The sequence below is a fragment of the Clostridium sulfidigenes genome, from assembly GCF_000732635.1.
GTDB lineage: Bacteria > Bacillota > Clostridia > Clostridiales > Clostridiaceae > Clostridium_J > Clostridium_J sulfidigenes.
Genome location: NZ_JPMD01000024.1, coordinates 1 through 15,620, shown reverse-complemented (window position 1 = coordinate 15,620; position 15,620 = coordinate 1). Strand labels below are relative to the sequence as shown.

Annotated in this window: 14 protein-coding genes, 1 pseudogene and 1 riboswitch; of the genes and pseudogenes, 7 read left to right on the top strand and 8 right to left on the bottom strand. The window is 29.3% G+C overall.

All coding sequences use genetic code 11. The features are described 5' to 3' along the window. Nucleotides 1-62: 62 nt before the first annotated feature. Entirely contained in the window at nt 63-1,088 is a 1,026-nt protein-coding gene (locus IO99_RS09715) for a threonine aldolase family protein (protein WP_035132875.1), read from the bottom strand. A 238-nt stretch (nt 1,089-1,326) separates the two neighbouring features. Here IO99_RS09715 and IO99_RS09710 point away from each other — a divergent pair, with 238 nt between their 5' ends. The 4 genes from IO99_RS09710 (at nt 1,327) to IO99_RS09695 (ending at nt 5,009) form a co-directional block, all read left to right on the top strand. Continuing rightward, the gene (locus tag IO99_RS09710; RefSeq protein ID WP_156964328.1) at nt 1,327-2,187 is read left to right on the top strand and encodes a metallophosphoesterase; all 861 of its coding nucleotides are present in this window, start codon (nt 1,327-1,329) and stop codon (nt 2,185-2,187) included. 129 nt (nt 2,188-2,316) lie between these two features. After that, a complete protein-coding gene (locus IO99_RS09705) occupies nt 2,317-3,780 on the top strand; it encodes a UDP-N-acetylmuramoyl-L-alanyl-D-glutamate--2,6-diaminopimelate ligase (protein WP_035132872.1) in 1,464 nt (487 codons plus the stop codon). Nucleotides 3,781-3,889: 109 nt separating this feature from the next. Next, nucleotides 3,890-4,681, top strand: coding sequence for an SDR family NAD(P)-dependent oxidoreductase (locus tag IO99_RS09700; protein ID WP_035132870.1), 792 nt, complete (start codon nt 3,890-3,892; stop codon nt 4,679-4,681). 22 nt (nt 4,682-4,703) lie between these two features. After that, nucleotides 4,704-5,009, top strand: coding sequence for a hypothetical protein (locus IO99_RS09695; protein ID WP_035132868.1), 306 nt, complete (start codon nt 4,704-4,706; stop codon nt 5,007-5,009). A gap of 77 nt (nt 5,010-5,086) precedes the next feature. On the opposite strand, the gene IO99_RS09690 is transcribed toward IO99_RS09695, so the two are convergent. Next, nucleotides 5,087-6,568, bottom strand: coding sequence for a nicotinate phosphoribosyltransferase (locus IO99_RS09690; protein WP_035132866.1), 1,482 nt, complete (start codon nt 6,566-6,568; stop codon nt 5,087-5,089). A gap of 159 nt (nt 6,569-6,727) precedes the next feature. After that, the gene (locus IO99_RS09685) at nt 6,728-7,183 is read right to left on the bottom strand and encodes a hypothetical protein (protein ID WP_035132864.1); all 456 of its coding nucleotides are present in this window, start codon (nt 7,181-7,183) and stop codon (nt 6,728-6,730) included. 355 nt (nt 7,184-7,538) lie between these two features. On the opposite strand from IO99_RS09685, the gene IO99_RS09680 reads away from it, so the two are divergent. Continuing rightward, nucleotides 7,539-8,432: a D-alanine--D-alanine ligase gene (locus IO99_RS09680; protein WP_035132862.1), complete on the top strand. Its 894-nt coding sequence runs from the start codon at nt 7,539-7,541 to the stop codon at nt 8,430-8,432. A 66-nt stretch (nt 8,433-8,498) separates the two neighbouring features. Here IO99_RS09680 and IO99_RS09675 read toward each other — a convergent pair whose 3' ends face one another. The 4 genes from IO99_RS09675 to IO99_RS09660 form a co-directional block, all read right to left on the bottom strand. Beyond that, a complete protein-coding gene (locus IO99_RS09675) occupies nt 8,499-9,188 on the bottom strand; it encodes a radical SAM protein (protein WP_035132860.1) in 690 nt (229 codons plus the stop codon). A gap of 1 nt (nt 9,189) precedes the next feature. Then, the gene (locus tag IO99_RS09670) at nt 9,190-9,750 is read right to left on the bottom strand and encodes an ECF transporter S component (protein WP_035132858.1); all 561 of its coding nucleotides are present in this window, start codon (nt 9,748-9,750) and stop codon (nt 9,190-9,192) included. A 19-nt stretch (nt 9,751-9,769) separates the two neighbouring features. Next, complete coding sequence (locus IO99_RS09665; protein WP_035132856.1) at nt 9,770-10,750, bottom strand: nucleoside hydrolase; 981 nt, start codon at nt 10,748-10,750, stop codon at nt 9,770-9,772. A 117-nt stretch (nt 10,751-10,867) separates the two neighbouring features. Beyond that, a riboswitch (PreQ1 riboswitch) is annotated at nt 10,868-10,912 on the bottom strand. Between the two features lie 90 nt (nt 10,913-11,002). Then, on the bottom strand, nt 11,003-11,608 hold the full coding sequence (locus IO99_RS09660; RefSeq protein ID WP_035132854.1) for a DUF445 domain-containing protein: 606 nt from the start codon (nt 11,606-11,608) through the stop codon (nt 11,003-11,005). Between the two features lie 218 nt (nt 11,609-11,826). Here IO99_RS09660 and IO99_RS09655 point away from each other — a divergent pair, with 218 nt between their 5' ends. Together IO99_RS09655 and alr are read left to right on the top strand one after the other, a co-directional pair. Beyond that, nucleotides 11,827-13,290, top strand: coding sequence for an aminotransferase-like domain-containing protein (locus IO99_RS09655; RefSeq protein WP_035132852.1), 1,464 nt, complete (start codon nt 11,827-11,829; stop codon nt 13,288-13,290). Between the two features lie 150 nt (nt 13,291-13,440). After that, nucleotides 13,441-14,602 (top strand): annotated as a pseudogene (gene alr, locus IO99_RS09650) (alanine racemase). A 94-nt stretch (nt 14,603-14,696) separates the two neighbouring features. Here alr and IO99_RS09645 read toward each other — a convergent pair. Then, complete coding sequence (locus tag IO99_RS09645; protein WP_035132850.1) at nt 14,697-15,290, bottom strand: GNAT family N-acetyltransferase; 594 nt, start codon at nt 15,288-15,290, stop codon at nt 14,697-14,699. Nucleotides 15,291-15,620 lie beyond the last annotated feature (330 nt).

The window sequence follows — 15,620 nt, the reverse complement described above, 5'->3', positions numbered from 1 at the left end:
TTGTTATAAAATTAAAAAGACAGAATTGACTAGTTAAATCTAGTTTTCTATCTTTTTATACATTAATTATATAATTTCACATCAGCTATAAACTCCAATACTTTTTCCTCATTTGTTGCCCAAGATGTGACAAGACGAATAGCTGAATTCTCTTTATCAATTTTTTCCCAAATCAAAAATAAGTACTTTTTTTCAAGACTATTAATTAATTTATTAGGAAGTATAGGAAAGACTTGATTACTAGATGAATTTATCATAAAACTGTAACCAGCATCTACAATGCCCTTTTTAAGAATTTGTGCCATATTATTAGCGTGAGTTGCTAAATCAAAATATAGATTATCCTTAAATAATTCTTCAAATTGAATTCCTAGTATTCTTCCCTTTGCAAGTAGAGCTCCCTTTTGTTTAATATGGTATCTGAAATCCTTTTTTAAAGTATCTCTGCATATTACAAGAGCTTCTCCTATTAAAGCTCCTCCTTTGGTTCCACCTATGTAAAAGGCATCTACTAATTGAGCCAATTCATAGATTTTCATATTGTTTTCATTAGAACATAGTGCAGAGCCTAATCGTGCACCATCAACATAGAGATATAAATCGTGTTTTTTACACACTTCACTTAACGCTTCTACCTCTTCCCTTTTATATATTGTTCCTATTTCTGTAGAGTTAGAAATATATACAAGTTTTGGCTTTACCATATGTTCATCAGTGTGCTCTTCTATTACAGCTTCTATATTTTTTCTGGTTAATTTTCCATCTTCCACGTCTACAGAAATAACCTTATGCCCTGTAGCCTCAATGGCTCCAGTTTCATGAACTAGCACGTGACCAGTATCTGCTGCAATTACCGCTTCATGAGGTCTTAAGAAGGCTGATAAAGCAGTAAGATTAGTTTGGGTTCCTCCAACTAAAAGATGAACATCTACATCTTCTCTTCTTATTTTTTCCTTAATTAACTTAATAGCTCTTGCTGTAAATATATCTTCTCCATAACCTTCACTCTGCTCCATATTACACTTGATTAATGCCTCTATTATTCTTGGATGCGCTCCTTCACTATAGTCATTTTTAAAGCTATACATAATAATACTACCTCCATTTTTTCATATTCTATCACTTTGCCATAGAAATATCAATAAAGGCTAAATAGACTTATGAAAGGGGTTCTTATTATGATTTTGCACTTATTACATATATGTTAAATATTGTGCATTTGTCTTTAGTAAAGAAATTTATTTGTGTATACTATAAATGAATTAGTTTAAAAATTGCTATTTTATATAATAGAGCATGCTAATAATTATTATAAGGATGTGTAATATGAATATAAAAAAATTAATAATTGTAATGATTTTACTAATATTTATTATAACTTTCTGTTATTGGCAAAATAATAATATAGTTGTAACTAATATAGATTACGTAAACTCAAAAATTCCTAGTGGTTTTAATGGTTATAAAATTCTTCAAATTTCAGATTTACATAATAAAGAATTTGGAGCTAATCAAAAAAATCTAATATCCTTAACTAAAGAAATTAACCCGGATATAATTGTAATTACTGGTGATTTAATTGATAGCCGAAGAACAAATAAAGATAATATGAATATAGCTACTTCCTACATTAAATCAGCTGTAGATATAGCTCCCGTATACTATGTATCTGGAAATCATGAATCAAGATCAGATTTATATGAAGAATTAAAAATCATCTTTGAAGAGTATGGTGTCATAAATATGGATAACACTTATAAAAATATACAGTTAAATGGTGTTACTATTTCTCTTTTAGGACTAGCAGACATATGCTTTAATCCTATAGATAATTACGAGTACCCTAACTCTCCTTTTAGCTTTGATGAAATATTGAGAAACTTAAAAACTAAAAGTAAAAATAATTTTACTATTCTCCTTTCTCATAGACCCGAGTTAATTACACTTTATGCCAAAGAAAATATAGATTTAGTATTTTCTGGTCATGCCCATGGTGGACAAATTCGCCTTCCATTTTTAGGGGGAATTATAGCTCCAGATCAAGGCTTTTTTCCTCAATATACTAATGGAATCCACAGATTAAATTCTACATCTTTAGTAATTAGTAGAGGACTTGGTAACAGTCTAGCTCCTCAAAGAATATTTAATCGCCCTGAATTAGTAGTTGTAACTTTATCAAATGAATAATTATTTAACACTAAATCATTTTTTAATAAGCACTTTTTGCATTATTTTAAGCAATATAAACACTATTTATAGGAAATCTACTCCGTATAATAAGAATATACGAGTTTATTTAATTGCGGAGGAATAATTATGAAGTTATATAAATTGCTTAATCAAATTAGTTACACCTTAATAAATGGATATGTGGATATAAACATCGAAAACGTGAGTTATGATTCTAGAGAGATAAAGCCAAACTCCTTATTTATATGTATAAATGGTAATAATATTGATAGTCATAATCTTATCGATGAAGCAGTTGAAAATGGTGCTATTGCCATATTAGTAGAGAAAGATATTATTTATTCAAATAATGATATAGTTATGATAAAAGTGAAAGATACTAGAATTTCTTTGGCTAATATATGTAATATATTTTATAAGGAGCCCTCAAAAGGAATAGAACTTGTAGGAGTAACAGGAACAAATGGGAAAACTACAATTACACATTATATTAAAGATGTATTAGAATCCACTGGAAAAACTGTAGGTGTCATCGGCACCTTAGGATTCAAACTTACCAATCAAAAAGTAAATATTAGCAAAACTACTCCAACTACTCCTGAAGCTTTGGAACTTCAAAAAGCCTTTAGAGAATTTAAAGATAATAATGCCAACAGTGTCATTATGGAAGTTACTTCTTCTGCTCTAGCAAAACACAGAGTAGATTTTTGTGATTTTGATATAGGAATATTTACCAACTTATCTCAAGATCATTTAGATGAACATGGTACCATGGAAGCATATAAAAGAGAAAAAATGAAGTTATTTTATAAATGCAAATTAGGAATTATTAATATTGATGACAATGTTTCAAAAGAAATAATAAAAGAAGTGCCATGTAAAATACTAACTTATGGAATAGAAAATTCAGCTGATATTCAAGCTACTGATGTAATGTATAGAAGGAATTATATTAGTTTTAAAGTGAATTTTAAAAAAACTTGTAATGAAGTTAATGTAAAAATTCCCGGTAAATTTACCGTATACAATATATTAGCTACAGTAGCTGCATGCTATTCCTTAGGAATGAGCATTGAGAACATTATAACACTACTCCCCAATATTAACCCTGTTCCTGGTAGAATTGAATTGATAAAAAACAACTTAAATAAAAATATAATAGTAGATTATGCTCATACTCCAGATGCTTTGGAGAAACTCCTCATTATGGCAAGAGAAATAACCTGTGGACGAATTATTACCGTCTTTGGTTGTGGCGGAGATAGAGATACAACCAAGCGTGGAATTATGGGTAAAATAGCTGGCTCTTTATCAGATTATTGTATAATTACTTCTGATAATCCTAGAACTGAAAATCCAAGATTAATCATCGATGATATAGAATTAGGAATGTTATCTACAATGACTCCTTATGAAAAAATTATTAATAGAAAAAATGCTATAGAAAAAGGATTAAAAATACTAAAAGATGATGATTTGCTTATAATTGCTGGAAAAGGTCATGAAGACTATCAAATTATAGGTAAAAGAAAATTTCATTTTGATGATAGAGAAGTTGCTATAAATGCTATTAAAAACTTTTTAAAATAAGACAATCTATTATTGATTAATGGCTTATGGATAATTTTCCATAAGTCATTATTTGTATAAGAAGAATTATAAGTGAAATAAAACACATACTAACCTAGAGGTGATAATATTGAAACACATATTAATAACTGGTTGTGGTTCTGGTCTTGGACGTAAAGCAGCTATAACCTTGGCCAGTAGAGGTCACTATGTTTATGCAACCACTCATACCGATGAACAGGCATACAAATTAAATATGTTAAATAGAAAATGGAAACTTCCCATTGAAAGCTTTAAGTTAGATGTATTGTGTAAAGAGGATAGAGAAAAAGTAAGAGACTTACCTATAGACGTACTAATAAATAATGCTGCCATAGGAGATTCTGGCTCCGTAGCTGAGATAGATGTAAACAGATTTAGAGCTACTTTTGAAACCAATGTGTTTTGTCCTATAGAATTGACTCAGATTGTTTTAAAAGGAATGATAAAAAGAAGAAAAGGAAGAATTATATTTCTATCTTCCTTAACTGGTCGCATGGCTATACCATTTTTATCGCCCTACTGTTCTACTAAATTTGCCCTTGAATCCATTGGGTATTGTTTAAATAAAGAACTTAAGCAACTTCCAAGAGTGAATATTCCTGTAATCTTAATTGAACCTGGTTCCTATGCTACAGGTTTCAATCAATTAAATATAAGTAAACAGTTTAATTGGATGAAGGTAAACTCATACTTTAAAAATAAAATAAATAAATTACAGAGGAAACAATATCTATACTTTAAACTAACTGAATCATCTAATTTGGATAGCATAGTTATGAAATATGTAGCTGCTACAGAAGAACCTCACCCTAAATTTAGATACATAGCTCCTTGTGTTCAGGGATGTGCTGTAAAAGCTAAAAACATATTAAAAAACTAATTATATTATAAGGAGGCTCATAATGAATAGCAAATATAACAATAACTTTGAAGAAATTCTATTTAAGCCAAAAGATATTATTTCTTCTATGGATGATGATTTAGACTATGTAACTACTTTAAATAAAGATCTAGATCATATAAAAATTAATGATGATTTCTCCAACGAAGAACAGGTTAAGGATCAACATACAATTCAAACCCAAAACTCTAAAAATATACTAATAGATTCATTAGGTAAAACAGAGAAAGGTCATGAAACCCTAAGTAATCTTAGTGATAGAAAAGACTCTGTAAATCTAAATAGCTTACCTTTAATGAATAAATAAATGAAGCCATAAAATGACTATGTGACATTCATATCATATAGTCATTTTTATATTTATATATTAATAATTAACGCTTTCTAAGGATTACTTTCTTCATTGGAATATTTATTAATTAAATCATATTTTAGTGTCCATAGTTCTTCAGATAAATCTACATAGTACTTGTGAGGATTTTTAAGCCTCAAAGACTCCTCCCAGAGGGTTTCAACCTGTCCTTTGCAATACTCTCTAATTTCTTGAATACTAGGACATGAATATACACATTGTCCTTTATCAAAGATTTTCACTTGTAATTCTTTTACATAATAGTCTGTTAAAACAGTTTTCTTCCATGTATGAACAGGGTGAAAAAGAATATATGGCTTACTTTCATCTACAACTTCATCCCTTAAGGTAAGTAAGTCACCTATTGCTTTATTAGTTTTCTTATGATAAAACCTATACAATTTTTTAAAACCAGGATTAGTTACCTTTTCCGGATTTTCACTTAATTTTATTTTAGACTCTAATTTGTTTTCATTTTCTATAGCTACTAACTTATATACTCCTCCAAATACAGGATTAGATTTAGAAGTTATTAGATTTTCTCCTACTCCAAAGATATCTATCTCAGCACCCTGTAGTAACAAGTCACTAATAAGGTATTCATCTAAGGAATTAGATGCAGTTATTTTACAATCTTCCATGCCAGCTTCATCTAACATTTTCCTAGCAGCCTTTGAAAGATATGCAATATCACCACTATCTAACCTAATTCCCTTTAATCTATTTCCTTCAGGCTCTAATATTTCCTTAGCAACTCTTATTGCGTTAGGTATACCACTTTTAAGAGTATTGTAGGTATCTACAAGAAGTACACTGGAAGTTGGATAAACTTCTGCATAAGCCTTGAAGGCTTCATATTCACTATGAAAGCTTTGAATCCAACTATGAGCCATGGTTCCTAGAGATGGAATTCCATATAATTCTTCTACCATTGTACATGCAGTTCCAAAACAACCTCCTATATAAGCAGCTCTTGCTCCTAATAATGCTCCATCATAACCTTGAGCTCTTCTAGAACCAAATTCTAAAACATTTCGCCCCTTAGATGCTCTAACAACTCTGCTTGCTTTAGTAGCAATTAAACTTTGATGATTTATAGTTAAAAGTAGCATAGTTTCTATTAATTGACCTTGAGGAATTGGCCCCCTAACAGTTATTATAGGCTCATTTGGAAATACCACCGTTCCCTCTGGAATGGCCCATATATCACATTGAAATTTAAACTCTCTTAAATACGCCAAAAAATCTTCAGAAAATATTCCTCTTTCCCTTAAAAAGCTTATGTCTTCTTCAGTAAAACTTAAAGTATTTATATACTCTATAAATTGTTCTAATCCAGCAATTATTACATATCCCCCATCATCAGGGATTTTTCTAAAAAACATATCAAAATATGCTATTCTATCCTTCATCCCCTTCTTTAGATATCCATTACCCATAGTCAATTGGTAAAAATCCGTTAACATGCTTAAATTTCTCTTTATATTTACGCAATCACATACTATAGTACTCATATGTTAACAAGCTTCCTTTCCTTAGTTTTCCTCTTAACCCTTATTAAATCAAAGACTTATAACTAAAAATAAATATATTATTCTTAGTTATTTCTTAATTCTTGGATTATTATACTAAGGACTATTCTAACAAATTCTTATTTATATTGCCCTAAAGCATTACCCATCTTTTAGTAATACTTTAATCTTGTCCATACTAAAGTCTTCATCTACTATTTTATAATACCTTCTTTTTTGTCCTTTATAACTTATCATAATCTCTTTTTCATTAATCCAAGCTATATCAATTCTTATTGGACCTGTTGAACCCTCTTCCTTATATGATCCTATAATTGTCATCAAATATTCCATTCCATAATCACTACTTCTATTTTCCTTCATTTTCACATTCTTCATATAATCTATAAATTTCATTGTCTTTTCTTCTTTATATATATTCCATGATTCAGAAGAATCAATTCCTCCTTTTAAAGAAAAAAAGGTTACGCTGGTACAATTATCCATGTTATACCTATTTATAATAAACTCTTCAAAAGTTCCCTGTTTAGGATAAATGATATATATTATCCCTATTGCTACTATGACTAATATTCCTATAAATATCTTTCTTTTCATTTCTCCTCCTATATAAAATATGGATATGTTTTAAACACTTATTTTACCTATCCATAGATAAATTTAGATGTAATTCATGTTTGCTATATAAATTGTTCATACATACACCAATGTTATCCATTATATTCCTATATTGAGAATAATTATACACCATGCGGTACTTATATTCCATATAATTTATAATATAATGTAAACTCATTTGTGTACTAGCAATACAAATAAAATGACAATTTTAAAAATTAAGTTGCCTTATCAAACCACCCTTATCTAAAATCCATTACTTAATGGTACTTTCTATTTTTTTTCGTTGAAATATTATTATAGTATAAGAATATAAATTTGAGGAGATGTATATATGAGAGTTGGAGTATTAATGGGTGGAATTTCCTTTGAGCGAGAAATATCCCTTTTATCTGGAGAAGAAATAATTAAAAACCTAAATAAAGATAAATATGAAGTAATTCCTATGATTATAAACTCTAAAAACGAAGTTATAGATAAAATTCACGACTTAGATTTTGCTTTTTTAGCCTTTCATGGGGAATTTGGAGAAGATGGTGCTATTCAAAGTATCTTGGAAAGTGTAGGAATTCCCTACTCCGGAAGTAATCCTTTGACTAGTGCCCTTTGCATGAATAAAAAACAATGTAAGCGAATTCTTAAAGCTGAGGGTATTCCTATAGCAAATGGAATTAATCTATACAAACACGAAGGTGTAAATTTAAAAAAGATAGAAGAATTAAAATACCCTATGATAGTTAAACCTAACAGTGGTGGTTCAAGTATTGGAATTTCTTTAGTTTATAGCCGTGAAGAACTTAGGAATGCTATTTTAGAAGGATTTAAGTATGGTGATGAAATAATTATAGAAGAATATATAAATGGTAGCGAGTACACCGTTCCCCTATTGAATGGTGACACATTACCTATTCTATCTATAATCCATAGAGGAACTTTCTTTGATTATGAATCTAAGTACAATGATACAGATACCTTAGAGGAAGTAGCTATTCTTTCAGAATCCCTTGAAAATGAAATCAATGAAATATCTAAAAAATGTTATAGGCTCTTTGATTGTAAAGCTTACGCAAGAGTAGATATAATGGTAAGTAATGATAAACCCTATGTAATAGAACTAAACACTTTACCTGGTATGACCAAAAATTCTCTATTCCCCAAAAGTGCAAAAGCTGCTAACATGGAATATTCAACTTTACTAGATAAGATTATTGAATTTTCGTTAATATAATAATATACGAGGTGAGTAATTAGCTCACCTCGTATATTCTATCTTTTAATAAGGCAATTCTTAAAATTAATCCCCTACTCCAAAATCTGTATTTTCAAATAACACTTCAATTTTACTAACATCCTTAAGGAAATTATATTCCTTTTCAAACCAACTTATTAATTCTTCATCTCTCTTAATATCCGTAGTATTTTCTGTAAATATATTTATTGTTCCATAATCAAAATGACTTAATACTATATCAATATCTCTTTTAATCATTTCTTTACTTTGTCCTTTTATACCTACCATTAAGCATACTGAGCTAAAATACTTTCTAACTTCCTTATAATCTTTAAATCTAGCATTTTTATTTAACACTAAATTTCTAAAATTATTATCAAAACTTTCAACTCCAATTTTAAAAATAACTTCAATTCCAAAGAAATCTCTCATTTCTTGTAATCTACTTATATAGCACCAATGACTTTCTAAGAACATCTTTTTTATATTCTTTTCTATTACTATTTTTCTAATGCTTTCCAAGGTTTCAATAGGTAATTCAAAGCAGCTTCCTGAATTAATCACTTCTAAGGTACCATATGTTCCTTTTACTTCCTTTAACACATTTTTATTTATATCATTGATTTCTGAAGAGTTTGTTGAATTATCCTCTATATAATCACAAAATGTACACTTCCCCCAAACACATGGAAATGCCTTTAGTAATACTATTTCTCTTTTATTTTTCCCTGTTATTATATTATATCTATCCATACTATTCATCCCCAACAATATTGCTTTTAATATCTAATGGTAACATTTTAATAACTGTAAAAACTAATCCAAAGCTCACAGCTTTATCTAATAAATCTGTAAAAATCTGAGTAGAAAAAACTGCTGTAATAATACTAATTCCAGAGTTTTTAAGTATTGCAACTAAAATACTTGAACCTGAGGAAGTTATCCCTTGAAAAACAAAGGAAGCAATAACTGCCGCTGTTGCTGAACCTAAAACTGTAATTAATAATATTCTTAAAATCGACTTTAAAACTCCAACCTTCTCACCTTTAAATAACATTCCTGTACCTATCCCCACTACTAATTGTACTGGTAAAAAATAAAATGAAATAGGATCAAAGGTTATACCATTAATAATTGATGATAATCCTCCAACCACAGCTCCACTTACTGGTCCAAATAATATTGAAACTAAAATAGTTCCTATAGTATCAATGTAAATTGGAAGTTTTAATGATAATGCTATAAATCCTCCTACTAAGTTTATAGCTACTGCTAAACCCATAAAAATAATTCCCTTATTCTTTTTACTATTCATATTTCTAACCTTCCTCCTCTTAATTTAGTCCATATTTAGAATTATTTAAAATTGATATTATATCTTCTTTATGTTTTGGAAAAATTCTTGTTAGAAACATTTCCATAAAACCTTTTGAATTTACCTCTGTTAACACTAGACAATTTGGTTTTTCTCTATAAAAATCCCCTTCATCCACCAGTGTCATTCCTATAGCTTTTCCCTCTGTAACTATATCTACAAAATATTCCTTTCCAGAACATAATTCAGGATTAATAAAATATGCTATTGCTAGTGGATCATTAATTACACATCCTAAGGTTCTTTCTTGGTTCCAATGAAAGTCCACATAAAATTTAGTTATCTTTACAATTAACTCTCCAAGAGGTTCATTAAACTGCCTTATCATCTCAATATAATTGGGAGTTAAAACACATTGTCTAGTAACATCTAATCCCACCATGGTAATCTTCCTTTTTAATTCCTTAAAGACTTTTTCTACACCATGAGGGTCAACCCAGAAATTAAACTCTGCTACTTGAGAACAATTCCCAAAGCTCTTAAAAGCTCCTCCCATAAGAACTAACTCCTTCATCTTTCTTGTAACTTCACAATCTTTTTCTAAAGCTTTTGCTATATTAGTTAAAGGACCCAATGCGATAATTGTGATATCCTCTGATTTTAACTCATCTAGAATAAAATTTACTGCACCTTCTTTATAGGTTACCTCCTCTACCCTTGGTAAGAAACTTTCACCAAGTCCATCTCTTCCATGGGTATCCTCTGCAGTAATTAATTTTCTTTCCATAGGTTCGCATTCCCCAAGATACACTGGTATATCTAACCTATTTAGTTCTTTAAGTATCTTTAATGCATTCTCTGCCCCTTTTTTTCCATGGACATTCCCCGATACTATAGTTATCCCTTTAACATCTATCTCCTCTGATTTTAGTGCAAGAATTATAGCCAATGAATCATCAATTCCTGGATCACAATCTATTATTACTTTTCTCTTATCCATCTTTTCTCTTCCTTTCTTAATAAAAACATAAAAAAATGCCTTGAGCTCCATCCCAAGGCATAAAAAATACAACCTAAAAAAGGTCGCACTAAGGGTATAGCACGACCATATAAGTCTTATTCCCTAGTTTTTTATAGAGGGATGGTTACGAACCTCTCCCACAGAATTCTGTGGATTTTTTATTAAATTCTTAATTTAACATATCATATTTTATACTTCATATCAACCGCTTATCTATAATTATGTATATTCTTATTTAAAGAGCATAACCACTAATCCTTGAACTATACCTATTGCAGCTCCTAAGATAAAGCCCAAAACTTCAATATGTTTTAATTCCTTTTTAGCTACATTTATAATAATTCTTTCAAGTTCTTGTAAATCCAACTCATTTATTTTTTCTTCAACCATTTCTTTAATATCTACTTTATCTTTGATATGATTAACAGCTTCACTTTCCATTTCCTTTAAAGCCCCATCAACTTCTTCCTCTATAATGTTATCTATAGGTCCTTGAACCATGATTCTAAAGGGTGCTGGCACAAAATCCATCTTTCCTGCCACTAAATTTCTTATCTTATTTTTAACTAACTGACTAAATATAACCTTATCTTCTTCTGTGATTGCATTTTTTATTACATCATCAATTGACAATAATTCCTTTGCCACCACTTCCCCAATATTATGTGCTATTTCATTTTTTCTCTTTGGAATTAATCCTATTATCTCTAAATTTATTAATGGAATTTTAATTGGATTAATTGGTCTAAACATAAGCTTTATGGCTAATATGTTTGTTACCCATCCAATAACCCCTCCTACTACTGCTAATAAAAATACAATAACTAAACTATTCATGATGTCCTCCTAAGTATTTCAAAATTTCTATTAATATTCTACAACAATTATTCTTGTTTTTCTATTGAAACTAACTTATTTTTCTAATAAACTATTTTTAAGTGATTCTTTTGTTTGGTTTTGTAAAGATAACCAATGCAAACTTGAATCTTTTTTACTTTGTATTCTTATGATAACTTTTATAGGAATACAATTAATAAAAATAGGTGGTGTTAAATATGATATTTTCTACTCTAATTATAAATAAGGATGAACCTATTTATATGCAACTAGAAACACATATCATTAATGGAATAAAAAAGGGTGAATTAAAAAAAGATAGTAAACTGCCTTCCACAAGAGAAGCAAGTAAGCTTTTAAACATAAGTAGGAATTCTGTCATTGCTGCCTATGAAGAACTGGAAAGCAAAGGAATAATAACTACTAAGAGGGGTGTTGGTACCTTTATTTTAATGGAGACTAAAAACACCTGTGAAGAATATAATATTAATTTTATGAATATGATTAACAATTATGCTGATACCCTTAGAGATCTTGATATTATTAAAAGTGAACTTCCCTATAAAAACAATATGATTTCCTTTAAATCTATTGCCCCTGAACCTAGTCTCTTTAATATGGATGACTTTAAAAGAGCTCTCTTAGATGCTTGGACTTATGAGGAAGAAAACCTATTAAACTATGGATATGCTAAGGGATATGCCCCTTTAATCCAATATTTTCTTCAGTATATGGAGGAAAAAAGAGTTAATACTGAAGGTAGAGATATATTAATCACTAACGGTTTTACTGAAGCCTTTGATATTATTATAGGTTCTTTAACTAAAAAAGGAGATATAATCCTTTGTGAAGAACCTACCCATAATACAGCATTAAAAATTATGAAATCCCATGAAATTGAAGTTATCCAGGTAAAAATGAATGAAGAAGGTATGGATTTAGAAGATTTACAAATGAAGCTTGAAAAGTATAATCCTAAATTTGGATATATAATCCCTTCTTATAATAATCCTACAGGTATTGTAACTAAAACCAAACGAAGAAAAGAAATTTATAATCTTTTTAGACAGTACTCTGTACCTATAATTGAAGATGGATTTAATGAAGAGCTTCTATACTCTAGCTCTCCCATCGATCCCATAGCATCATTAAGTGGCATGGGTAATAGTATAATCTATATTGGCAGTCTTTCTAAAATACTCTTTCCAGGTCTTAGAATTGGATGGATTTTAGCAAGTAAAGATTTGATTGATGTTTTAGAAAGTGTAAAAAGAGGTAGAACCATTCACTGTTCTTTCCTTGATCAAGCTTCCTTTTACTATTACTTAAAAAGTGGAGCCTTTAGTAGGTATGTAAAAAATGTAAGAAAATATTATAGAGATAAGTATAATCTGGTTATGGAAATGATAAATGAGTACATCCCTTATGAATATGTTACTGGAGAAGGTGGCCTTCATATATTTATTAAGCTTAAAAATAATATAGATGCAAGACAACTTCTAGATATATGTTATAAGGATAATGTGCTATTTATGCCTGGTGATATCTTTTATATAAATAGTGGCAAAGGCAAGGACTGCTTTAGAATAGGCTTTGGTAGAGTAAGTGATGAAGATATCAAAGTAGGAATAAAAATAATTGGTGATAATGTAAAAAAGCTAAGTAAACCACCTTATCAATAAATCCTGTACTAACTGGTTCTTGTGATTTAATGTAATTATACTAAAATAATAGTATAAGGTAAGTTTCACTTGATATAACGAAGTAAATTCTTAATGAATATAACTAAAATAGCTTACTAGAAATAATGAAAGAAATTACGAGGTGTAACAATGGAAAAAATAATGAGACCTGTATGGGCTGAGATAAATTTAGATACAATAGCCACTAACACAAAAAATATAAAAAAAATTAGTTGGAGATAAAGAGCTCATTGCTATCGTAAAAGCAGATTGCTATGGACATGGAGCTGTAGATGTTGTTCCTACCCTTTTAGAAAATGGAGCCTCTAGACTCGCTGTAGCAATGCTGACAGAAGCCATAGAACTTAGAGAAAATAATATTAATGCTCCTATAGTAATTTTAGGATATACTCCTTTATACTTAGGCGAAGAGCTAATAAATTATGATATTGAGCAAACAGTATATGATTTAGATTATGCAAAGGAACTATCAAAAATAGCCTTAAGCTTTAATAAAAAAGCTAAAATCCATATTGCCATAGATACTGGTATGGGTAGAATAGGATTTCTCCCTGGTGATGATACCGATAAAACTATAAATGAAGTTTATAACTTAGAAGGTTTAGAAGTGATTGGAATATATTCTCACTTCTCCACCTCTGATGAAAAAGACAAATCCTATGCCAATGAACAACTTTTTAAATTTAAAAAGGTTATTGCGGATTTAAAAGCTCTTGGAATTGAAATTCCGTTAAAACATATTTCTAATAGTGGAGCAATTATAGATATGCCTGAAACTTATTTAAATGGCGTGAGACCAGGCATTATACTTTATGGTTATTACCCTTCTAAAGAAGTTTCTAAGGATAACCTTTCAGTAAAACCAGCTCTAACTTTGAAAGCAAAGGTAGCCCATGTAAAAGAATTGCATAAGGATATGTATATAAGTTATGGTAAAACCTTTAAAACCAATAAAAAAACTATTGTAGCTACACTACCAATAGGCTATGGAGATGGTTATCCTAGAGCATTAAGTGAAAATGCTAAGGTAATTGTAAATGGTAAATTTGCTAGCATTCTAGGTAGAATTTGTATGGATCAGTGTATGATTGATGTAACAGACATAGAAAATGTAAAAACTGGTGATGAAGTTATTATTTTAGGTGGAGAAGGAGACTTAAAATTTAACGCTGATGATATGGCAGAAGCCTTAGGCACAATAAACTACGAAATTCTTTGCAGAATTAAATCCAGAATTCCTAGAGTATATATTAAGAATAAAGAAGTATTTAAAGTTAGAAACAACATATAATGAAAAAAGTCTTGTCATTTCTAAATGACAAGACCTTTTTTCATAGGTAATATATATCATGGACATTTAGTCCTTATAATTTACATATATAACATTAAACCATTTTTACCATTCTATATAAATATTGAGAAAAATACTTTTCTTCTTTTTCAAATTTATAATCTAAGTTTTCATAGAACTTTCTTACTTTCTCATCCTTAGCTAGCAGTGAACAACCTTTATATCCTTTTTCTTTAGCTACCTTTTCTGCTAACTTCATTAGTTCTTTTCCTATTCCAAGACCTCTAACTTTTTTAGTAGTTGCTAAGTTTGCTATATAAAGCTCTTTATCTCCACCCTCTTTTAAGTACATTCCTAAAATAAGGTCCTTTATAAATTTTATTTTTCCTTTAATTCCTTTTATCATATGAAGTAATTCAAAACTAGTTTTTGTATCTAAATGAGATATTTCTTCACTGTTTAAAAGAATTATAGCTCCACAGGTCTTTCCATTTAGTTCTGCTACCTTTATATTTAAATATGAATATCTAGATTCCTGACTTAATACTAGCCATTGAATCCTATTTAAAATCTCCTCTTTAGTGCCCTGGCCCCAAATATGATCTGGTGTTTCCTCAGTATCATATATAAGACCAGCGATAATGGGGGCATCCACCTCCGTTGCATCTCTTAATGTTAAGTTTTTCATAATTATCCCTCTTTCATGAAATTTTTATTTAAATTTCTTAATTCTATTATATTATTATTAGAAACATTAATTAAGGCTTTAGATACGCAGTATTTAGTACTTTTATGCTATTATTGAATTCTTACTAATTTATACAATTGTCCTATTAGTACTTATTAATGCCTACAATAAGTATTTTCTATAATATCTACTTCTCACTTCATTCTCTTAATTACAAACTCTTTACTAGAATTAGTATGAGGACATGTTTAAAAGTAAAAGTTATTTTATTACTGTATTTACTTTTTCAACTACTATGGTATAATATTTATGTATATATGTAATAATAAA